The organism is Streptomyces sp. NPDC048211 (assembly GCF_043202315.1).
Classification (GTDB): Bacteria; Actinomycetota; Actinomycetes; order Streptomycetales; family Streptomycetaceae; genus Streptomyces.
Window position 1 is genome coordinate 527,753 of sequence record NZ_JBIDAD010000005.1, and the last position, 20,826, is coordinate 548,578.

Sequence of the window (20,826 nt, forward strand, 5' to 3'; positions counted from 1 at the left end):
GTTTCCCGGGCTACCGTGATCACGGAGAGTATTCGAGTCTCACGGGGGAGAATCGTCATGCCGATGACGGAGGCGGGGCCCGGCGGCGCCCGCATGGTCAGTGCAAGCAGGGCCGCAGCGGAACTCGGGCTGAGGCGCGGAGAGTTCGGCCTGGCGGTGCACCTGGGCATCGTCCGGGTGGATGCGCGGCAGGCGGACGGGCGGCCCAGGGTGCCTCAGGCGGAGATCGACCGGCTCACCTCGCAGGACGGATTCCCGGAGACGCTGCGGGCGCGGGTGCGCACGGTGGGGACCGCGGAAGGGGCCAGGCTGCTCGGGATCAGTCCGGTCCGCTTCACCCGGCTGGCGCGCGCGGGCTGTGTCACGCCGGTCGCGTTCTACCTCAATCGCTACCGATCGGTGGTGTGGCTCTACCTCACACACGAGCTGGGCGCACTGGCCGCCCGGTCACCCGAGCTTCTGGTGGGCAACAGCCCGCCCTGGATGCGCAGCCGGCTGGACGCGGGCACGGACTGCCGGGCGCGCAACTGGCGCTCGCGCCGGATCGAGCGGCTGCTGGCCCTCAATGAGGATGACCCCTGGGCCAGGGCGGCCGTCATCGCGGAGACACTCGACCCGGTCCAGTTGGCCGAGGTGGTCGACGATCCGTATGAGCGGGCCCACTTCGGGAGGATCCGGACCACAGCGGTCTTCGGGCAACGGGGGTCGGCTGCCGGGCGCGAGACCCTGGCTCGGCTGATGCTCGCCGATGAACCCGATGAGATCCTCTGGCGAAGGGTCACCCTCGGGATGGAGCTGGACAGCGCACGCGAGCTGCGGCCGGCCCCACGCCCCGGAGAGGGGCGGTGGCCCGGCGCGGAGGAAGCTCCCACCGGAGCGGCTGAGGGTGGATCAGGGGTACGGGTCGAACCGGCGGTGCCGGCGGTGCCGGTGGGTGCGGCAGGTTCCGCGGACCCGGTGGATCCGGCGGGTGCGGTGGGATGGGGTGACTCATCGGCTCAACGGCCGTCGTCGGCCCTGCGCGAGGCCGGCGGCGGGGACGGCGCGGGCAGTGACCGAGGCGGCGCGCCAGGTCTGCTGGCCCGGTTGCGTCTGCGCACGCGAGGGGGGAGCCGGCGTCCTCCCCGGGCGGTCGGCGGCAGGGGGAAACCGCTCGCCACCGACACCCGGGCCAGGCATTCTTTGCACCATGTTGATCAGGGAAGCAACCGCTGAGGACTGGCCCGCCATCTGGCCCTTCTTTCACGAAATCGTCGCCGCGGGCGAGACGTTCACCTACCCTCTCGATCTCGGAGAGACTGACGCCCTCGAATGGTGGCTTCTGAAGCCCCCGAACCGCACGGTCGTCGCGGTCGGCGAGGACGGCAGCGTCCTGGGCACGGCGAAGATGAACAACAACCACATGGGCAACGGATCGCACGTCGCCAGCGCCAGCTACATGGTGGACCCCCGGCACTCCGGAAAGGGGGTGGGGCGGGCCCTGTGCGAGTACACGATCGACTGGGCGCGCACAGCCGGGTTCCGGTCCATGCAGTTCAACGCGGTCGTGGAGGGCAACTCCGCCGCGGTCGGGCTCTACCGCTCGCTCGGCTTCGAGGTGCTGGGAACCCTGCCGGAGGGCTTCAACCATCCGAAGAAGGGGTTCGTGGGACTTCACATCATGCACCGGCCGCTCTGACGGATGAGGGGGTGGCCGCGGCTGCGGATCGACGTCACGGACACGGTCCGGCGTCGGACGTTCACTTCGCGCCACGTCCGGGCGGACCGGGTGGCGGCAACGGTGTCCGGGTTGCCCCAACCAGCGACGATGTGCGGTTAGTTGTGACGTCGAACGGTATGTGGGGCGGGTGCACACAGGGGGGACGAGGGCAGTACTGTGCGCCCCACCGCCATTCGGGCGATGAAACATTTGCGGAGGAAGAATCCATGACCATACCCAGGAGATCGTGGCGTGCTGCGGGAACCCTCGCCGCCGCTGCGGTTGTCGGCCTGACCGGGGTGGTTCTCACCGCCGGTACGGCCGCAGCTCACACCCCCACCTGGGACGTGACCTGTACTGAAGTGAGCCTGCACCTGACCGCGTACAACGATCGCGTCACCAACGAGGTGACCGTCACCGTTGACGGAAAGGAATTCCTGCCGACGGAGACGTTCGGCAAGGGGATCGACAAGACGAAGGCCCTGCCCGAGCACGACAAGCCGCTGACGGTGCGTCTGGTCGTCAAGGCCGGCGACGGCGAGAGGTACTCGCGCGACGAGTCCAAGACGGCGCCGGTATGCCAGGAGACGCCTCCGAAGCCCACCCCGACGCCGACCGAGACGAAGCCGTCCGAGACGCCCACCACGGCGACTCCCACGCCTGCGTCGCCCACGCCGACGGCCACTCCCAGCGAGACCGCCTCGTCGCCTGCGCCCGCCGCAGCCACGCCGAGCCCCAGCTCGCCGGATCTGGCCGAGACCGGTTCGTCGTCCGCCACGCCGATCATCGGTGGCGCGGCTGTCGCCGTGCTGCTGGCCGGTGGCGGCATCATGTGGTCCGTGCGCAAGCGCCGTACGGCCCAGCACTGACGTAGTCCGGCGGCCCGGGCGCGCTGAGCGTGCCCGGGTTCCGGCCGAGGGGCGTGCCGTGTCCTGTGGGACGAGACGGCACGCCCTTCGGCGTTGTTGCTTTCAGCGTTTCCCGCCCGCGGAGCCTGTACGGTCCGGGCGGTCATCGCCAGGACGGGGCGAGCCGACGGGATTCGGGGGGTCGTCGCCCCGATGCTCCGAGCCGGCGGGATGCGCCGGTTGTGCGGGGTCGGTGTGGACCGAAGTGTTCCTGTGGACCGGATCGGACGTGGGCGGCGCCGCCGGACCGATCTCGCACCAGACGGCCTTGCCCTCGCCGCGGGGCTCGATGCCCCAGCGGGTGGCGATGGCGTCCAGGAGCAGCAGCCCCCGCCCCGAGGTCGCGGTCTCGCCCGGTGTACGCCGCCGGGGCCATGCGCTGGAGCGGTCCTGCACCGACAGCCGGACGCGCCGTACCGGTTCCGGAAGCACCTCCAGGGTGAGTACGGCGCCCCCCTCCGTGTGCAGGAGCACGTTCACCAGCAGTTCACCGGTCACCAACTCTGCGTCGTCGGCGAGTTCGGCCATGTCCCAGTCGGTGAGGGCCTGACGCACGATGGTCCGTGCGTCCGAGAGCCCTTCCGGATCGGCCTGGTGGATGTACTGATGGAGCCGTGGTGCTCGTGGCGATCCCGGGTCCGGGCTGCGCCGCAGCACGAGCAGGGCGACGTCGTCGCCCGAGCCCCAGCGCTCCCACAACCGGTCCGACAAGTGGTCGGCCAGTGCCTCGGCACCCGCCGGTCCCGCGCTGACCTCGTTGATCAGCGTGCGCACCCCCGCGTCGATGTCGGCGCCCGGCTCCTCCACCAGTCCGTCGGTGTACAGGACCAGAGTTTCGCCCGGCACCAGATCCAGCCGGGTCTCCGGGAACTCTTCGTCGCCGAAGTCGGTGGCGATGCCCAGCGGGATGCCGCCGCGCACCTGGGGGGTGCCGACGCGGCCGTCCATGTGCCGGATCAGCGGGCCGAAGTGGCCCGCCCGCACCACCCGCACGGTGCCGGTGCCCAGGTCGACCTGGGCGTACGTGCAGGTGGCGAAACGGTCCGTGTCCAGCTCGGCGAGGAACCGCGAGGCCCGGGCCAGTACCGTCGAGGGCGGATGCCCCTCGGCGGCGTACGCACGCAGCGCGATGCGGAGCTGGCCCATGATCGCCGCCGCGTGCGTGTCGTGGCCCTGGACGTCTCCGACCACGATGCCGAAGCGGCCCTTGGGCAGCGCGATCACGTCGTACCAGTCGCCGCCTACCTGGCGGCCGCTCCATGCCGCGTGGTAGCGGACGGCGATCTCGCCGCCCTCGATGTCCTGGATCCGGCGGGGCAGCATCGCGGACTGGAGCCCCGTAGCGAACTCGCGTTCCTCGTCGAAGAGCGTGGCCCGCTGGAGGGACTGGGCGACGATCGCGGCCAGCCCCAGGCACAGATTGCGTTCGTCGGCGTTGAACGCCGTGCGCTCGCGGTAGAAGAGCGCCAGCCCGCCGAGCGTCCGGGCCTGGGCGACGAGCGGCAGATAGGCCGCGGCCTGGAACTTGAGCTGTCCCACGAAGGGCTCCAGCACCGGGTAGCGCCGGGTGAGCGCGCTGAGCGAGCTCACGAACCGCGGCCGTCCGCTGAGAACGGTGTCGGCCAACGGGAACTTCGGGTCGAGCCGGCCCGATCCCAGTTCGTCGACGACCTCCAGCGAATCACCGCTCAGGGCGATGACATTGAGTGCGGTGTTGTCCAGCAGTCCGAGGGCGAGCCCGTCGGCGCCCAGCCGTGCCAGCCCGCCCGGTCCGGTCAGCGCGGCCGTGACATCGTCCACGGTCACCGCACGTGACAGCGCGCTGGTTGTTCGTTCAACGATATCGGTCTGGCGCTGGCGGCGTTTTTCCAGGTCCAGCACGAAGGCCGAATGGGTGACTTCCGCCGTCGCGTCCCGCACCAGACCGATCACCCGGTGGGCCCGTCCGTCGGCGCCGCGCAGGATCCGTGCCTGGACATGGGTCCACTGGTCACTGTCGTCTTCGAGCGGCACTCGGAAATGGATGCTGTAGGAGGCACTCCCGCCCTTGATGGCCTCGTCTATCGCCACATCGAGGCGGATGCGTTCCGCCGGATCGAGCCGCTCCATCAGGGACTCGGGCCGTGAGTCGAACACGGCCGGATCCAGGCCGAAGACCAGCAGTCCCGCCTCGTCGATGTCCAGCGTCCGGGCGTCCAGATCCCATTCGAAACTGCCGGTGCGGTTCAGGGCAAGACGCTCCTCCGTCGCTGTCTCGCTGTTGTGCGTCTTCTCGACCAACAGACGGGGCGGGACGGGGATGAACGCTGGCCGGTCGTGATCGGTCATTCCTGCTCCGAAGATCGTCCGGCAGGGCTGCCGTACGGCGTGACTCAATTGTCTGGCGGGTTCGGTACGCCTGCCACAGCGGGAACCCCGCCGCACGGTCGTGCCTCGGCCCGGGCCCCCGGTCACCCCTCGTGCCGGGCCACCCGGACGGCCGCGCACAATGGCAGTGGAAGATCGTCCGTCACCGTCGGACGGTAGAGCACTGGGGCTGACCGGAGCGCACGCATGAAACACGACGATTCCGTCCTGCTGCACACCGAGGGACGCATCCGCCACATCACGCTGAACCGGCCGCGCGCGCTGAACGCCCTGAACCACGCCATGGTGCGGCACATGGGAGAGGCGCTCGACGCCGCGGAACAGGACGGCTCGGTCATCGCGGTGCTGCTCACCGGCGCGGGGGAGCGGGGGCTGTGCGCGGGCGGCGACATCCGCTCCATCCGCGACGACGCCCTGGCCGGCGGCCGGACCTCGCTGGACTTCTGGCGTGACGAGTACCGGCTCAACGCCCGGATCGCCCGCTTCCCCAAGCCGTACGTCGCTCTCATGGACGGCATCGTGATGGGCGGCGGGGTCGGTGTGTCGGCTCACGGGTCGCTCCGTATCGTCACGGAGCGCTCCCGCATCGCCATGCCCGAGACCGGCATCGGATTCGTGCCCGACGTCGGTGGCACCTACCTGCTCGGCGCGGCGCCCGGCGAACTCGGTACGCACCTGGCACTCACCGGCGAGGCGGTCGGAGCGGCCGACGCCCTGCTGTGCGGCCTCGCCGACCGTTTCGTGCCGTCGGGGGACGTTCCCGCCCTCATCACCGCGCTCGACGCGTGCACCACGCCCGAAGCCGTCGTCGCGACGACGGAGCGGTTCGCGGGCGCCGCGCCGGCCGGCGAACTGGCCGGGCACCGGGAATGGATCGACGCCTGCTATGCGGCGGACACGGTCGAGGAGATCATCGCGCGCCTCGACGGCTGCGGGGTGCCTGCTGCGAAGCAGGCCGCGGCGACGATCCTCACCAAGTCCCCCACAGCACTCAAGGTGACGCTCGCGGCCCTCGGCCGCGCCCGTCGCCTGGAAAGCCTGGAAGCGGCCCTCGATCAGGAGTACCGCGTCTCGTCCACCGCTTTCACTCGGCCCGATCTGGTCGAGGGCGTGCGCGCCCAGATCGTCGACAAGGACCGGAACCCCCGGTGGAACCCGGCCGAACTCGCGGAGGTCACCGAGGAGGACGTGGCACGCCACTTCGCGCCGCTGGGAGGGGACGAGCTCGGTCTCGGTCCGGACGCGGGCCCCGGCACGGCGATGACCGGCTGAGGCCCACAGAACCCGTTACCGCGCCGACGGAAGCACCGTTGCGTCGAGGGCATCGGGCGGCATCGGCCGGTGCCGGGCTCCGGCCGGGCATCCGCCGGAGCCCGGCCGCGACGGCGGCCGGACGTCTACGCACCGGCCGGGGCACGGTCGGACCTGCCAGACCTGCCAGACCTGCCAGACCTGCCAGACCTGCCAGACCTGCCAGACCTGCCAGCACTGTCGGACCTGCCGGCCCTGTCAGACCTGTCCTCCCTCCGGCGCCGGCGCGGCCGCCTCGTCCAGGTGGCAGGGCGAGCGCCCGAGCCGGGCCTCCGCCCGCTCCCAGGCGCCCCGGTCGCCCCGCGGCTCGTAGTGCCGCAGTTCCTGGGTTCCGGCGACGAGCCGCCGCAGACCTGCGAGGTCGCCCACGAGGCCGTGGGCGCGGGCCTGGAGCAGGATGTTGCCGAGCGCCGTCGCCTCCGCGGGGCCCGCTGTGACCGGAAGTCCGCTCGCGTCGGCCGTCCACTGGCACAGCAGCTCGTTGCGTGAACCGCCGCCGACCAGATGGATCCGTACCGGGTCGCGCCCGGCGAGCTCGGCAGCCCTGCGCAACGTCCTGCGGTGGGCCAGCGCCAGACTCTCCAGCACGCAGCGCACGTAGCCGCCGGGCGTCCGCGGCGCCGCCTGCCCCGTCCGGAGCAGATACGCGTCGATCCGGCCCGGCATGTCGCCCGGTGCGAGGAACGACGCGTCGTCCGGGTCGATCACCGCGGCGAACGGCTCCGAGGCGGCCGCTTCGGCGAGCAGACCCGTAAGACCCAGGGGCGTGCCCGAGCGGTCCCACACCCGGCGGCACTCCTCCAGCAGCCACATGCCCATGATGTTGCGGAGATAGCGGACCGTGCCGTCCACTCCGCGTTCATTGGTGAAGTTCGCCGCCCGGGACTCCTCGGACAGCACCGGAGCGTCCAGCTCCAGCCCGGCCAGCGACCAGGTGCCGCACGAGATGTACGCGAAGTCGGCGTCCGTCGCGGGGACGGCCGCGACCGCCGACGCCGTGTCGTGCGAGGCCACCGCCGTCACCGGGGTTCCGCCCGGCAGGCCGGTGTACTCGGCGACGTGCGGCAGCAGGGTCCCTGCCGGATCGCCCGGCTCACGCAGCGGCGGGAAGAGGGAACGCTCCAGGCCCAGCCGCCCGATCAGCGCATCGGACCAGTCACCGCCGCGGGCGTCGAACAGCCCGGTCGTCGACGCGTTCGTGATCTCCGCACCCACTGATCCGGTCAGCCAGTGCACCAGCAGATCCGGCATCAGCAGCAGCGTCCGAGCCGCCTCCCACTGGGCTGTCTCCCGGTGCGCGAGCAACTGGTAGACCGTGTTGAACGGCAGGTGCTGCAAGCCGCTGACCGCATACAGCTCCCGAACGTCGCAGCCGGCCGGCAGCCGCTGCGACGCCCGGAGGTTGCGGCCGTCCCGGTAGTGGAACGGCAGCCCCAGCAGGGCACCGTCGGCATCGAGCAGGCCGTAGTCCACCGCCCAGGTGTCGATGCCGATGGAGGCGACCGGCCCCGAGCGCCCGGCGGCCCGCAGCCCGTCCAGCATGCCCTGGTACAGGGCGAGTACGTCCCAGCGCAGACCGTCCGGCAGGCGCACGGGTGTGTTGGCGAACCGGTGCGCCTCGGTCAGTTCGAGCCTGCCGGGCCCGACCCGTCCGGTGATCACCCGGCCGCTGGTCGCGCCGAGGTCCACGGCGGCGAAGAGGGTGGCGCCGGACGCGGTGTCGATGGAGTTCACAGCCATGGGGATCGTGTCCGGGTCATCGCAGGAATGCCGCTGCCACACCGGCGTCGACCGGAATGTGCAGACCGGTGGTGTGGGTGAGGTCGCCGCCCGTCAGAGCGAAGACGGCATTGGCGACGTGCTCGGGCAGCACCTCGCGCTTGAGCAGGGTCCGCTGGGCGTAGAACTCGCCGAGCTTCTCCTCCTCGATGCCGTACGTGGCCGCCCGCTGGGCGCCCCAGCCCGCGGCGAAGATCCCCGAACCCCGCACCACACCGTCCGGGTTGATGCCGTTGACGCGGATGCCGTGCTCGCCGAGCTCGGCCGCCAGCAGCCGTACCTGATGGGCCTGGTCGGCCTTGGTGGCCGAGTACGCGATGTTGTCGGGCCCGGCGAACACGGCGTTCTTCGACGCGATGTAGATGATGTCTCCGCCGAGGTTCTGCGCCTGCATGACCCGGGCGGCCTCGCGCGCCACGAGGAACGAACCGCGCGCCATGATGTCGTGCTGCAGATCCCAGTCACGCGCCGTCGTCTCCAGCAGCGGCTTGGAGATCGAGATGCCCGCGTTGTTCACGACGAGGTCCACCCCGCCGAACGCCAGCACGGCGGACGCGAACGCCTCCGCGATCTGCTCCTCGCTCGTGACGTCGACGGTGACGGCCACGGCCCGGTCCGGTCCGCCGAGATCCCGCGCGACCGTGGCCGCGTTCTCCGTGTTCAGGTCCGCCACGACCACACAGGCGCCCTCCGCCACCAGCCGGTGCGCGATGGCGCGCCCGATCCCGGAACCCGCTCCGGTCACCAGAGCGACCCGGGTGGCCAGCGGCTTCGCCTTCGGCATCCGGCGCAGCTTGGCCTCCTCCAGATCCCAGTACTCGATCCGGAACTTCTCGGACTCCTCGATCGGCGCATAGGTGGAGACGGCCTCGGCGCCACGCATCACATTGATGGCGTTGAGGTAGAACTCCCCGGCGACCCGAGCGGTCTGCTTGTCCTTGCCGAAGGAGAACATCCCGACTCCGGGTACCAGCACGATCGCCGGATCCGCGCCGCGCATGGCGGGGGAGCCGGGGACGGCGTGCCGCTCGTAGTACGCGCGATACGCCTCGCGGTATGCGTCGTGCAGCGTCTTCAGCCGTTCCACGGCATCGGCCACCGGGGCGTCCGCGGGAAGGTCGAGCACCAGCGGGCTGACCTTCGTACGGAGGAAGTGGTCCGGGCACGACGTACCCAGTGCGGCGAGCCGCGGGTGTTCGGCGCGGGAGAGGAAGTCGAGCACCGGTTCGGCGTCGGTGAAGTGGCCGACCACGGGCCGGTCGGTGGACGCCAGTCCGCGGATCACCGGCGCGAGCGCCGCCGCCCGTTCCCGGCGCTCCTGCGCGGACAGCGCCACCCGGCCGGGGAGCACGGCTCCGAACGGTTCCGGCCTGCCGTTTTCCTGGAGGAAGGTCTCGGCCGTACGGATCATCCACAGGGCGTTCTGTTCGCACTCGTCCGATGTCTCGCCCCAGGCGGTGATGCCGTGACCGCCCAGGACGACGCCGACGGCCTGCGGGTTGGCCTCCTTGACCGCGGCGATGTCCAGCCCGAGCTGGAAGCCCGGCCGGCGCCAGCCCACCCAGGCCACCTTGTCCCCGAAGCAGTCGGCGGTCAGCTTCTCCCCGTCGGCCGCGCACGCAAGGGCGATCCCCGAATCCGGATGCAGGTGGTCGACGTGCGCCGCCTCGACCAGGGCGTGCATGGCGGTGTCGATCGAGGGGGCGGCGCCGCCCTTGCCGTGCAGGCAGTAGTCGAAGGCGGCCACCATCTCGTCCTCGCGCTCCACTCCCGGGTACACGTCCTTGAGGGCGCGGATCCGGTCCAGGCGCAGCACGGCCAGGCCCTCCTCCTCCAGGGTCCCGAGGTCACCTCCGGAACCCTTGACCCAGAGGAGTGCGGCGTCGCCCCCCGTGACCGGGTCGCTGCCCAGGGCCTTCACCGAGGTGTTGCCACCTGCGTAGTTGGTGTTGCGGGGGTCGGATCCGATGCGGTGTGCGCGCTCCAGGAGCGCGGCGACTTCGGCGTGCGTCGGGGACGTCATGGCAGTTCCTTCGGGAGGAGATGTGCGGGTTCGGCGGGCGACGGCGTACGGGTGTGTGCGGGGTCAGGCGCCCCAGCCGGCCTGGATGCCGCCCACGCGGGCGGCGGCGATGCGCTCCTGGTTGCCGGAGGCGAGGTAGGCGGCGAACGGGTCGCGGGCCAGCCCCTGTTCCTCCCGTACCTCGGCCAGCAGCGGCCGTACGTCGGTGTTGTACGCGTCCATCAGCACGGCGTTCGACGCGAGCACATCGCCGGAGGTCTGCGCGGCGACGAGCGCGTCCTGGTCGACCAGCAGGGCCTTGGCCGTCGCCTCCTGCACATTGGCGACCGACCGGATGACCGCGGGAATCTTCGCCTCGATGTTGTGGCACTGGTCGAGCATGAAATTGACGTTGCCCTCGGAGCGGAGCCCGCCGTTCTTGACGACCTCGTGCATGATCCTGAAGAGCTGGAACGGGTCGGCGGCACCGACCATCAGATCGTCGTCCGCGTAGAAGCGGGAGTTGAAGTCGAACGCGCCGAGCCGGCCTTCCCGGAGCAACAGGGCCACGATGAACTCGATGTTCGTGCCGGGGGCGTGGTGCCCGGTGTCCACGACGACCTGCGCCTTTGGGCCGAGCTTGAGGCAGTGTGCGTACGCGGTGCCCCAGTCGGGCACGTCCGTCGTGTAGAAGGCCGGCTCGAACAGCTTGTACTCCAGCAGCATCCGCTGGTCGTCCCCGAGCCGCTCGTACACCTCGGCCAACGCCTCGGCGAGCCGGTCCTGGCGGGCAACGATGTCATCCTGCCCCGGGTAGTTCGTACCGTCGGAGAACCAGAGCTTGAGATCGGGCGACCCCGTCTCGTCCATGACGTCGACGCACTCCAGCAGATGGTCCGTCGCCTTGCGCCGTACCGCCGCGTCGGGGTGGGTGACCGAGCCGAGCTTGAAGTCGTCGTCCTGGAAGACATTGGAGTTGATGGCGCCGATCCGCACCCCGAGGCCTTCGGCATGGCGCGTGAGGGCGGCGTAGTCCGCGACCTTGTCCCAGGGGATGTGCAGCGACACCTTCGGCGCGACGCCGGTGAACGTGTGGACCTGCGCCGCGTCCTCCATCTTCTCGAACGGGTCGCGCGGCACCCCCGGCTGCGCGAACACCTTGAACCGGGTTCCGGAATTGCCGTATCCCCATGACGGGGTCTCGATCACCTGGGACTTCAGGGCTGCCTTGACGGCCGACACATCAGACATGAACACCTCGTAAGCAGGGTTACCCGACGACCGTGATCGTCAGATTGAAGTGAATCGTTTCATCTGAACGTACGCTAGGTATGACGGCGCTCACTAGTCAAGCGGTCAGATGGTGTTCATCTGGGATTATGGATGGTTGAATCAATTCACCACGGATTGGGGCGTCCCGGCCGAAGACGGGCCCTGCCCGGCCCGGGGGCCCGGGGCGGGCGGAGCCCGTCAGCTGCGGCGAACGGTCGTCCGGAAGGTGCGGGACCGCCGTCCCACGGCCCGGGAGGAGGCGGCGGGCTCGGGGGCCGCTCAGCCGTGCAGCCCGGTAAGCGGCAGGCTCGGGGGCCGCTCAGCCGTGCGACCGGCTCAGCCCTGCGACCCGGGAAGCGGGGGCCGCTGTGCCGGGCGGCCGTGTCCCGGACGGCGAGCGGGCGCCCGGGGGCGGTGTCAGTGGCCGCTGCCCGACATGCTGGGCTGCAGCGAGCGGACGAGGTCGAAGAACCGGGACTCATTGCCCGCGAGGCCTGCCAGGAGCAGTGCGCCGTCCGCCTCCGCGATCGGTGAGGCGAGCAACGGCATGTACAGCGGGGCCTCGTCCGGATCGGAGAGCGCCGCCCGCGTCGCCTCCAGTAAACGGACGTACGCCTGCGCCGCGGCTAGTTCGTCATTGCGCATCTCAGCATCTCCAGGTCAGAGGTGTCGGACCCACAAGCATCCCTCATGGGTCTGACAGCGGCCCTCGGCGGCAGCTGCGGCACGCCTCCTATCGGCTGTCCGGCCGAACCGTGCGGGGCGGGGGCTCCACCTCCAGGAACCGGCGGCGGCGCGGCCCGCGGTACAGCAGGGCGGTCCAGCCCAACTCCCCCAGGACCGACGCGCACCGGGTCAGCTCACCTTCCTCCTCGTGCGCCGCCCCGCTGCCCGGCGGGCCGAGCCACTCCACCCGTGCGGTGCCCTGGGAGTCTCCCGCCGCCACCCGGAAGCCCGTAGCCGTGCGCCGGCCCGACGCGTCAACGGCCGAGGCGGCCAGGCCCGATGCCTCCAGCGCGAGGGCAACGGCCCGTACCGCACTGTGCAGTTCCCACTCCGCCGGCACCGCCTCCGGAGCGGCGTGCCCCGTGTTCGTCAGGCGCCGGATCTGGAGCATTCCGGCGAAAGCGGTGCGCACCGAGGCGGCCCGCCGCTCGGCCGGCACCGGGAACGGCGCGCCGTCCCCGGTGGCCGGTTCGAAACCGGTCTCTTCGTCGGCGCTCATCCGACTCCCCTTCGCCGTATCCGGATGGGTGCCAGTGTGCGCCGCCCCACTGACAACCGGGTCAGGCGCCCCCGAGTACCTTGCCCGGGTTCAGGATGCCGTGCGGATCGAGCGCCGCCTTCACCGCGTGGTGCATGCCGAGCACCGCCGGGCCCAGTTCCTTGTTCATGCCGCGCATCTTCAGCAGCCCCACCCCGTGTTCACCGGTGACCGTGCCACCGAGCGCGATCGCGTCGTCCAGGATGGTCTCGAAGGCCAGCTGGGCGCGGGCGCGCGCGGCTTCGTCCCCGGGCGGCGTGATGATCAGCGGATGGAGGTTGCCGTCTCCCGCGTGCGCGATGTTGGCGATGAGGACGTCGTGCCGGGCTGCGGTCCGTTCGATCCGGGCCAGCATCTCCGGCACCGCGGTCCGCGGCACACAGACGTCCTCGGTCAGCACCGGACCCAGCCGCTCCAGGGCCGGATAGGCCAGCCGCCGGGCCTGGAACAGCGCGTCCGCCTCCTGCTGGTCCGTGGAGACCGCGGCCCAGGTCGCCCCGGCATGCTCGAAGCAGTCGCGGACCAGTTCGGCCTCGGCGTCTCCCTCGGCGCCCGGGGTGTCGACGCGGCCGAGCAGAACCACGTCGGCGTCCGCGGAGAGGCCCATCTTCTTCCATGCGTCGACCGCGGCCAGGCAGTGACGGTCGACGAGTTCGAGCGCGGAAGGGATGACGCCGGACGCGGTCACGGCGCTCACCGCCTCACCCGCGGCCACCACGGAGGAGAAGTACCCCGCCACGGTCCGCTCCTGGAGCCGCGCCGGTCGCAGCCGCACGGTGATCTCGGTGATCACCCCGAGCGTGCCCTCGGAACCCACCATCAGCCCCGCCAGGTCGTATCCCGCCACGCCCTTCGCGGTCCTGCGCCCGAGCGAGACGACCTCGCCGAGTCCGTTGACGACCTCCAGTCCCAGCACGTAGTCGCGTGTCACGCCGTACTTGACGCAGCACATGCCCCCGGCGTTGGTCGCGACGTTCCCGCCGATGGTGGACCAGGGCGAACTGGCCGGATCCGGCGGGTACCACAGCCCGTGCTCAGCGCTTGCCGCACGCAGATCGTCGTTGACCACGCCGGGCTGGACGACGGCCAGCCGCTCCGCGCGGTCGATGCCGACGATGCCGTTCATGTCCTCGAAGGACAGGATGATCGACCCGTCGACGGCGTTCGCGCCTCCGGAAAGACCCGTACCCGCACCGCGCGGAACCAACGGGATGCGGTGGCTGAGGCAGTGCCGGACCACATCACGCACCTCTTCGGTGTTCTGCGGGCGCACCACGGCCAGCGGCGTCCCGTACGGAGCCCACTCGGCCTCGTCGTGCTGGTACCGGGCCAGGCCCGCCGGATCGGTCAGGACCCGTTGGGCCGGAATGCTGTCGACCGGTGCGTTCGCCACGATGGTGGCCACCTCCCAAAAGATGTATTACCCATCATTATGGTCCGCGCTGTCGTCCCACCGTGTGGGCGGTCCCCGCCCAAGGGGGTGGGGCGCCGCGTCCGTCGTCCGGTACGGGTCCCTCGGTGCCGGGTGGAACACCGAACGTCGGTAGGCTCGACCGCCCATGGACCACGCACACCAAAGGACCTCTCGCACCGTGCCCGACAACGAACGAGCCCCCGGCGCCGAGGGCAGCGGCCGTGCCGCTCTGCGCGCCGACTGCGGGAACTGCTTCGGACTGTGCTGTGTCGCGCTGACCCTCACCCGGTCCGCGGACTTCGCGATCAACAAGGACGCAGGCAAGCCCTGCCGCAACCTCCAGGACGACTTCCGCTGCGGCATCCACACCCGGCTGCGCACCGAAGGCTTCGCCGGCTGCACGGTGTACGACTGCTTCGGCGCGGGCCAGAAGGTATCGGGGGAGACCTTCGGCGGGCGGGACTGGCGTACGGCGCCGGCGAGCGCCCAGCAGATGTTCCAGGTCTTCCCCGTCGTGCGACAGCTCCACGAACTGCTCTGGTACCTCACGGAGGCGGCGACCCTGGCACCCGCCCGCTCCCTCCACGGCGAGATCCGGCGCACCCTGGAGGCGACCGAACGCCTCACCCACCTCGACGCCGACGCCTTCGCCGGTCTGGACGTGGCGGCGCACCGGGACGAGGTCGCCGCCCTGCTGGCGCGTACCAGCGAACTCGTGCGCGCCACCGCGCCCCGCAAGAAGAAGCGCAGCCACCGCGGAGCGGACCTGATCGCCGCACGTCTCGGGGGAGCGGACCTTCGGGGCGCCGACTTCCGCGGTGCCTACCTCATCGCGGCGGACCTCTCCGGCGCCGACCTGCGGCTGGCCGATCTCATCGGCGCCGACTTCCGGGACGCGGACCTGTCCGGCGCCGACCTGACCGGTGCGCTCTTCCTGACGCAGTCCCAGGTCAACGCCGCCAAGGGTAATGGGGCCACCCGGCTTCCCGGCTCGCTCGACCGCCCCGCGCACTGGGAGAAGTGACGGGCCCGCGCACTGGGAGAAGTGACGGGCCCGCCACCATGTCACGCCCGGCCGGCCCCGTCGTCCGACGGTGCCTCCAGCGCCGCCTTGAGGCGCTGGAGCGTGGTGCGGATGTTGCCGCGCTGGAACTCGCCGAAGGTGTGCCCCCGGGTCGCCATCCGGTCGAAGGCGTTGGCCAGGAAGTCCGGCCAGGACCTGCGGTCGTCGGTCCAGATCTCGGTGACCCTGGTGCCTCCGTCCACGGCCTCGAAGCGGTACTCCCAGGTGGCGATGGAACCCGGCAGCAGCGGTCGCCTGGCACCGATGGCGTGGACACGGAAGGCGAACCGTTCACCCGGGTCGGCCGCGGTCACCGTGCACCGGGTCGTCCAGCGCATGGCTCCGCGCTTGTTCCGGCCCTCGAAGACCATCCCGACGTACGCGCCCCGGCGCTCCCCGAGCACCTTCGCGCCTCTGTTCTCCGGACTCCAGCGTCCCATCGCCGTCGGGTCACTCAACCGGTCGTAGACGAAAGCGGGTTCGGCGAGAACCACGATGCTGTCGGACACGGACATGGTGCGGGGCATGAGGCACTTCCGTTCCGCGGCCGACTGCGGTGACCACCGGGGCGTCGGACCGGCCGCACGGCCGACGGGCTCCCGGGGCCCACACCCTACTCACCGGTCACATGCGGCGGGGCGGCGGGTTCCGGCCGTTCCGGCGGTCCGGAGCGCGAACGCCCGGCCCCTCCGGTTCGTTGGACAGGGCGGCGTACCCGGAACACCCTCCACGACCGGAACCAGGAGCCCGCACATGCCCAGCCGTACCGACCCCGGCAGCACCGACACGAGCCGAACCCGCCTGATCGAGCGGCTCATGGAGCAGTTCCCGCACGTACCGCGGGAGGCCGTCATCAAGGAGGACCTGCTGCGCGGCGGCGTGGCCTTCGACGAGTCCGCGCTCAGCGACAACGAGGACGGTGACGTCAAGCCGAAGTCGTACTTCATCTTCTCCTTCGACCACGGCACCCTCCCCGAACTCGGTGCGGCAGCGCTGCGCCGGCCGCCCGAGGAGATCGTGCTCACCGGCGGTCCGTACGAACTGCGGCGCACCGTCGTCTCCGTGCGGGTCAACCCGGGGTCGCCCTACCGTGTGGCGGCCGACGAGGACGGTGTGCTCGGGCTGTACCTCGACGGCCGGCGGATCTCCGACGTGGGTCTGCCGCCCATGCCGGACTACTACCGCCACACCCTCGGCAACGGCAAGTCGGTCATGGAGGTCGCGCCCACCATCCAGTGGGGATACCTGGTCTACCTCACGGTCTTCCGGGTCTGCCAGTACTTCGGCGCGAAGGAGGAGTGCCAGTACTGCGACATCAACCACAACTGGCGCCAGCACAAGGCGGCGGGGCGCCCGTACACCGGAGTGAAACCCGTCGAGGAGGTCCTGGAGGCACTGGCCATCATCGACCGGTACGACACGGCGAAGACCTCCACGGCCTACACCCTGACCGGCGGCGCCATCACCTCCCACATCGGCGGACGCGACGAGGCCGACTTCTACGGGCAGTACGCCAAGGCCATCGAGGAACGCTTCCCCGGCCGCTGGATCGGCAAGGTCGTCGCCCAGGCCCTGCCCAAGCCCGACGTCCAGCGCTTCCACGACTACGGCGTGCAGATCTACCACCCCAACTACGAGGTGTGGGACCGCCGGCTGTTCGAGCTCTACTGCCCCGGCAAGGAGCGCTACGTCGGCCGGGACGAATGGCACCGCCGCATCCTGGACTCCGCCGACGTCTTCGGCGCGCGCAACGTCATCCCCAATTTCGTCGCGGGTGTCGAGATGGCCGAGCCGTTCGGCTTCACCACGGTGAAGGAGGCGATCGACTCCACCACCGAAGGACTGCGGTTCTTCATGTCGCACGGCATCACCCCGCGCTTCACCACCTGGTGCCCCGAACCGACGACCCCGCTCGGCAGGACCAACCCGGACGGTGCGCCGCTGGAGTACCACATCCGGCTGCTGGACGCCTACCGCTCGACGATGGAGGAGTACGGGCTCAGCTCGCCTCCCGGCTACGGCCCGCCCGGACCGGGGCGCGCGGTGTTCTCCGTGAGCTCCTTCATGGACAGCCTCCCGGCCCGTGAGGAAGACCCTGGTGTCGTGAGCCGTTGATCCGTCCCAGCAGGCAGGACGGTGGCCGGGGAGCCGGCCGTGGCGGACTACCCGACGCGCTCGTGATCGATGAACGCGGTCAGCGCCTTCACCGTCGCGTCGGGCTGTTCGTCGGGAATGAAGTGTCCGGCCCGTGGGATGACGACACCGGTCACGTTCTCCGCCCACGGGCCGATGGAGGCGGCCATGTCGGGCACCGAGCCGTCGGAGCCGGAGACTCCCAGCACCGGGACGGTCAGGTGCCCTCGTGCGAGGGCGTCATGATTCCTGCGCGCCGATTCCGCCGCGTCGCGGTAGTAGGCGAGGGACGCGTGGAGCCCGCCCTCGGCCGCGAGCGCGGCGGCGTAGTGGTCGATCTCGGCGTCGTCGAAGGTGTCCGGGGACAGGGACTTGGCCGTGAGGAACCAGCCGACGTAGTCACGCTCGCGGCCGGTGAGCAGCGTCTCGGGCAGTCCGGGCACCAGGTGGAAGGCGAAGTGCCAGGTCTTCCAGGCCCGGTCGGGGTCCGTGGGGATGGATTCCGGAAGGGTGATTCCGGGAATTCCGGCGTCGAGCAGCGCCACGCCGTGCAGGTGCTCGTCGTCTGTCAGGGCCAGCGAGAAGGCGACCCAGGCCCCGATGTCGTGGGCGGCGAGCCAGTATGCCGTCACATCGAGCGCCCTCAGTGCGGCCTGCACACGCGAAGCGGCGGTGTGCGTGTCGTAGCCACCCTGAGGACGGTCCGAGTGGCCCTGTCCCGGCAGGTCGATCGCGATCACGTGGAACCGTTCGGCGAGACCGGGCATCACCTTGCGCCAGGCCCACCAGGTCTGCGGGAACCCGGCGAGCAGGACGACGGTGGGACCGGCCCGCAGGCCCCCTTCCACAGCGTGCAGCCGGACTCCTTCCGCGTCGACCCAGCGGTGGGTGAAACCAGCGAGTTCGTGCAGCGGCAGACCGGGCACCGGGTTCTGGTCGCAGGAGCGGTCCGGGGGCATGGCTTCGTCGGTCATGGCGAGAGCCTAGCCCATCTTGGACCGATCAGTTCAAGATAGGATGGGCGGAGCCGCAACGGCTGGTACAGGGACGAGGTGCATGCGTGATGGCCGGGAAGAAGCAGTTCGACGTGAACGTCGTGCTCGACGCGGCGATGGTCCAGTTCTGGCGGGCCGGATACGCCGACACGTCTCTCGACGACCTCTCCGGGGCGACGGGTCTGAACCGCAGCTCCCTCTACTCCTCGTTCGGCGACAAGGACGCGCTCTTCCTGCGCTGCCTGGACCGCTACGCCACGCGGTACGGAAGCAGATACGAACAGGCCCTCACCTGTGCGTCCGAGGAGCCGCTGCGGGCGGTCCGGGCCTTCTTCGACGTCACCCTGCAGCGCATCGCCGACCCCGACGTGCCTGACGGATGCCTGATGGCCCAGACCGCGATGGCGGCACCGGCGCTCAGTCCCGCCGTCGGCGCACGCGCGGCCGAAGCCCTGGGCCTTCAGCGCGCACGACTGCGGACCGCGCTGAACGCGGGGCGGTTGACCGAGGGCGAGGCCGACGACTTCGCGGTCCACCTCGCGGCGGTCAACCAGTCACTGGCCGTGCTCAGCAGGACCGGGGCAGGCCAGGATCAGCTCCGCACGGTCATCGGCATCAGCATGGGCGCCCTCTCGCATGCCTTGCAGGCCCGCAGCCGGTGAGCTCCTCCCTCATGCTCGCGCCACGTCACTCCTTCATCTGCGCCGGGGCACCGGCCAGTTCCCGCACCACGCGGGCGAAGCCCCGTACCAGCGGGTTGTCCATACCGTCCGCCCAGGCGAGCACCACCCGAAGCGGTTCCACGTCCGTCAGCGGGACCCAGCAGAGATCGGGCCGCGCGTAGTACCGCGCCATGCTCAGCGGGGCGAAGCAGATGGCAGCTCCCTCCGCGACCTGCTCCAGCATTTCCTCGACGTTGTCGTTGGTCGGCCCCCATCGCGGACTCGAACCGTCCGGGCGTGGGTTCACGGCCCACCAGTCGACCCACTCCCGGGGTGCCCGCTGTGTCCACAGCAGCGGCTCGTCCCCGACCTCGAGCACCGACACGCCTGTACGGGACGCCAGCGCGTGTCCGGAGGGAAGTCCTACGACGCGCGGTTCCGTGTGCACCAGTTCGCTGTGGAGACCGGTCAGATCGTTGGGCAGCCAGACGAAGGCGACGTCCGTCAGGCCTTCCCGCAGCGCGTCGGCCTCCTGTCCCCAGTCGTAGCGCTTGGGAGCCACCCGCACCCCGGGGTGGCGCCGGGAGAACTCCGCCCTGGCCCGTGTGGTCAGTTCGCCGGCTCCGCTCGCCTCGAAACCCACCCGCAGCACTCCCGTGTCGCCGCGCGCGTGCCGCTCTGCGGCGGCCGTCACCCGCTCGGACTGACGCACCGTGAGCAGAGCCTCGGCGATCACGTCCCGTCCCGCTGCCGTCGCCGACACACCACCGGCGTGCCGGTCGAAGAGGCGCACGCCGAGTTCGGTCTCAAGGCTCTTGAGCGCGTACGAGAGGGCCGGCTGGCTGACGAACAGCCGTCCGGCGGCCCGCCCCAGATTCTCCTCTTCGGCGATCACGGTGAGGTAGTGCAGCTGACGCAGCTCCATCCAGCGATCATAAAGCCCGTTTATCGCTCCAGAGGGTCTTTGTCTTGGACCGGACCGGCGGCAGAGTGACATAACTGGATCACCGCAACAACCCCTTGGAAAAATGGAGTTGGACATGAACGCCGAGCACGCAGCAGCAGTCCGCGACGACGTTTCGGGCCGGGTCTGGCTCATCACGGGGGCCTCGTCCGGATTCGGCCGGGCGATCGCCGCCGCCGCCCTCGCGGCCGGGGACACCGTCGTCGCCACGGCCCGCAGGCCGGAGGCGCTGGACGACCTGGTGTCCGGACATCCCGACCGTGCCGTCGCCGTGGAGCTGGATGTCACCGATACGGCGCGCATCGCGGACGTCGTGGCGGACACGGTGCTCTGGTACGGCCGGATCGACGTGGTCGTCAACAACGCGGGGATGGGGCTGATCGGGGCCGTGGAGGAGACGAGCGACCGCGAGCTGCGCGATCTCATGGACCTGCACTTCTTCGGGCCGGCCGCGCTGGTGCGTGCCGTGCTGCCGCACATGCGACGCAACGGCTCCGGTGCCGTGGTCCAGATGAGCAGTATGGGCGGGCGGTTCAGCTTCCCGGGCGTCGGCGCATACTCGGCGACGAAGTTCGCGCTGGAGGGTCTGTCCGAGGCGCTGGCGCTGGAGGTGGCGCCGCACGGCATCAAGGTGCTGATCGTCGAGCCCGGATCGTTCCGGACGGGTTTCGCCGGCGGCGGCGCGCTCCGGCAGTCCGCGGCCCTTCCCGCCTACGAGGAGACCGTGGGGCCGGTCCGCAACAACCTGCCGGACTCCGACGGCAAGCAGGAGGGCGACCCGGACAAGGCGGCAGCCGCCATTCTGACGGCTCTTGCCGCACAGGACACCCCGTTGCGGCTGCCGCTCGGAAACGACGCGACGGACGCGGTCCTCGCGAGTCTCGACGCCTCCCGCACCGAAGTGCTGGCCTGGGAGAAGGTCAGCCGTGGCACCGGCTTCGACGACTGACGGCGCCGCGGGTGCGACGGGGCTCCGCCCCCCCGTCGCACCCG

At 70.7% G+C, this 20,826-nt stretch carries 18 protein-coding genes; 8 read left to right on the plus strand and 10 right to left on the minus strand.

The features are described 5' to 3' along the window. Positions 1 to 57: 57 nt before the first annotated feature. The 3 genes from ACGFZA_RS21920 (at position 58) to ACGFZA_RS21930 (ending at position 2,568) form a co-directional block, all read left to right on the plus strand. A complete protein-coding gene (locus tag ACGFZA_RS21920; protein WP_393681224.1) occupies positions 58 to 1,215 on the plus strand; it encodes a DUF6397 family protein in 1,158 nt (385 codons plus the stop codon). After that, positions 1,190 to 1,678 (plus strand): GNAT family N-acetyltransferase, encoded by a 489-nt coding sequence (locus ACGFZA_RS21925; RefSeq protein ID WP_385273680.1) that lies wholly within the window; start codon positions 1,190 to 1,192, stop codon positions 1,676 to 1,678. The genes ACGFZA_RS21920 and ACGFZA_RS21925 overlap by 26 nt, the downstream gene beginning before the upstream one ends. Before the next feature lie 248 nt (positions 1,679 to 1,926). Continuing rightward, positions 1,927 to 2,568, plus strand: a complete 642-nt coding sequence (locus tag ACGFZA_RS21930; protein WP_393681227.1) for an LAETG motif-containing sortase-dependent surface protein — start codon at positions 1,927 to 1,929, stop codon at positions 2,566 to 2,568. A gap of 102 nt (positions 2,569 to 2,670) precedes the next feature. Here ACGFZA_RS21930 and ACGFZA_RS21935 read toward each other — a convergent pair whose 3' ends face one another. Next, positions 2,671 to 4,935 (minus strand): SpoIIE family protein phosphatase, encoded by a 2,265-nt coding sequence (locus ACGFZA_RS21935; RefSeq protein WP_393681229.1) that lies wholly within the window; start codon positions 4,933 to 4,935, stop codon positions 2,671 to 2,673. Between the two features lie 225 nt (positions 4,936 to 5,160). On the opposite strand from ACGFZA_RS21935, the gene ACGFZA_RS21940 reads away from it, so the two are divergent. Further along, positions 5,161 to 6,246: an enoyl-CoA hydratase/isomerase family protein gene (locus ACGFZA_RS21940; protein ID WP_393681231.1), complete on the plus strand. Its 1,086-nt coding sequence runs from the start codon at positions 5,161 to 5,163 to the stop codon at positions 6,244 to 6,246. Between the two features lie 237 nt (positions 6,247 to 6,483). Here ACGFZA_RS21940 and ACGFZA_RS21945 read toward each other — a convergent pair whose 3' ends face one another. The 6 genes from ACGFZA_RS21945 to ACGFZA_RS21970 all read right to left on the minus strand — a co-directional run bounded on the left by ACGFZA_RS21945 (position 6,484) and on the right by ACGFZA_RS21970 (position 13,995). After that, on the minus strand, positions 6,484 to 8,025 hold the full coding sequence (locus ACGFZA_RS21945; protein WP_393681233.1) for a rhamnulokinase family protein: 1,542 nt from the start codon (positions 8,023 to 8,025) through the stop codon (positions 6,484 to 6,486). 16 nt (positions 8,026 to 8,041) lie between these two features. After that, on the minus strand, positions 8,042 to 10,087 hold the full coding sequence (locus tag ACGFZA_RS21950) for a bifunctional aldolase/short-chain dehydrogenase (RefSeq protein WP_393681235.1): 2,046 nt from the start codon (positions 10,085 to 10,087) through the stop codon (positions 8,042 to 8,044). Positions 10,088 to 10,150: 63 nt separating this feature from the next. Continuing rightward, positions 10,151 to 11,317, minus strand: a complete 1,167-nt coding sequence (gene rhaI, locus ACGFZA_RS21955; protein WP_393681237.1) for an L-rhamnose isomerase — start codon at positions 11,315 to 11,317, stop codon at positions 10,151 to 10,153. 438 nt (positions 11,318 to 11,755) lie between these two features. Next, the gene (locus tag ACGFZA_RS21960) at positions 11,756 to 11,983 is read right to left on the minus strand and encodes a hypothetical protein (protein ID WP_393681239.1); all 228 of its coding nucleotides are present in this window, start codon (positions 11,981 to 11,983) and stop codon (positions 11,756 to 11,758) included. Positions 11,984 to 12,071: 88 nt separating this feature from the next. Next, positions 12,072 to 12,563, minus strand: a complete 492-nt coding sequence (locus ACGFZA_RS21965; protein WP_393681241.1) for a hypothetical protein — start codon at positions 12,561 to 12,563, stop codon at positions 12,072 to 12,074. Positions 12,564 to 12,624: 61 nt separating this feature from the next. Further along, positions 12,625 to 13,995, minus strand: a complete 1,371-nt coding sequence (locus ACGFZA_RS21970; protein WP_385274012.1) for an FAD-binding oxidoreductase — start codon at positions 13,993 to 13,995, stop codon at positions 12,625 to 12,627. 199 nt (positions 13,996 to 14,194) lie between these two features. Between ACGFZA_RS21970 and ACGFZA_RS21975 the strand changes: the two genes are divergently transcribed. After that, positions 14,195 to 15,040: a pentapeptide repeat-containing protein gene (locus ACGFZA_RS21975; RefSeq protein ID WP_393681243.1), complete on the plus strand. Its 846-nt coding sequence runs from the start codon at positions 14,195 to 14,197 to the stop codon at positions 15,038 to 15,040. 41 nt (positions 15,041 to 15,081) lie between these two features. On the opposite strand, the gene ACGFZA_RS21980 is transcribed toward ACGFZA_RS21975, so the two are convergent. Next, on the minus strand, positions 15,082 to 15,606 hold the full coding sequence (locus ACGFZA_RS21980) for an SRPBCC family protein (RefSeq protein ID WP_385273651.1): 525 nt from the start codon (positions 15,604 to 15,606) through the stop codon (positions 15,082 to 15,084). Positions 15,607 to 15,832: 226 nt separating this feature from the next. On the opposite strand from ACGFZA_RS21980, the gene ACGFZA_RS21985 reads away from it, so the two are divergent. Further along, positions 15,833 to 17,194 (plus strand): radical SAM protein, encoded by a 1,362-nt coding sequence (locus ACGFZA_RS21985; protein ID WP_385273648.1) that lies wholly within the window; start codon positions 15,833 to 15,835, stop codon positions 17,192 to 17,194. A 47-nt stretch (positions 17,195 to 17,241) separates the two neighbouring features. On the opposite strand, the gene ACGFZA_RS21990 is transcribed toward ACGFZA_RS21985, so the two are convergent. After that, complete coding sequence (locus ACGFZA_RS21990) at positions 17,242 to 18,186, minus strand: alpha/beta fold hydrolase (RefSeq protein ID WP_393681246.1); 945 nt, start codon at positions 18,184 to 18,186, stop codon at positions 17,242 to 17,244. 89 nt (positions 18,187 to 18,275) lie between these two features. On the opposite strand from ACGFZA_RS21990, the gene ACGFZA_RS21995 reads away from it, so the two are divergent. Then, positions 18,276 to 18,869: a TetR/AcrR family transcriptional regulator gene (locus ACGFZA_RS21995; protein WP_393681248.1), complete on the plus strand. Its 594-nt coding sequence runs from the start codon at positions 18,276 to 18,278 to the stop codon at positions 18,867 to 18,869. Positions 18,870 to 18,894: 25 nt separating this feature from the next. Here ACGFZA_RS21995 and ACGFZA_RS22000 read toward each other — a convergent pair whose 3' ends face one another. Next, the gene (locus tag ACGFZA_RS22000) at positions 18,895 to 19,794 is read right to left on the minus strand and encodes a LysR family transcriptional regulator (RefSeq protein WP_393681250.1); all 900 of its coding nucleotides are present in this window, start codon (positions 19,792 to 19,794) and stop codon (positions 18,895 to 18,897) included. A 115-nt stretch (positions 19,795 to 19,909) separates the two neighbouring features. Here ACGFZA_RS22000 and ACGFZA_RS22005 point away from each other — a divergent pair, with 115 nt between their 5' ends. Continuing rightward, a complete protein-coding gene (locus tag ACGFZA_RS22005; RefSeq protein WP_393681252.1) occupies positions 19,910 to 20,782 on the plus strand; it encodes an oxidoreductase in 873 nt (290 codons plus the stop codon). Positions 20,783 to 20,826: the final 44 nt, after the last annotated feature.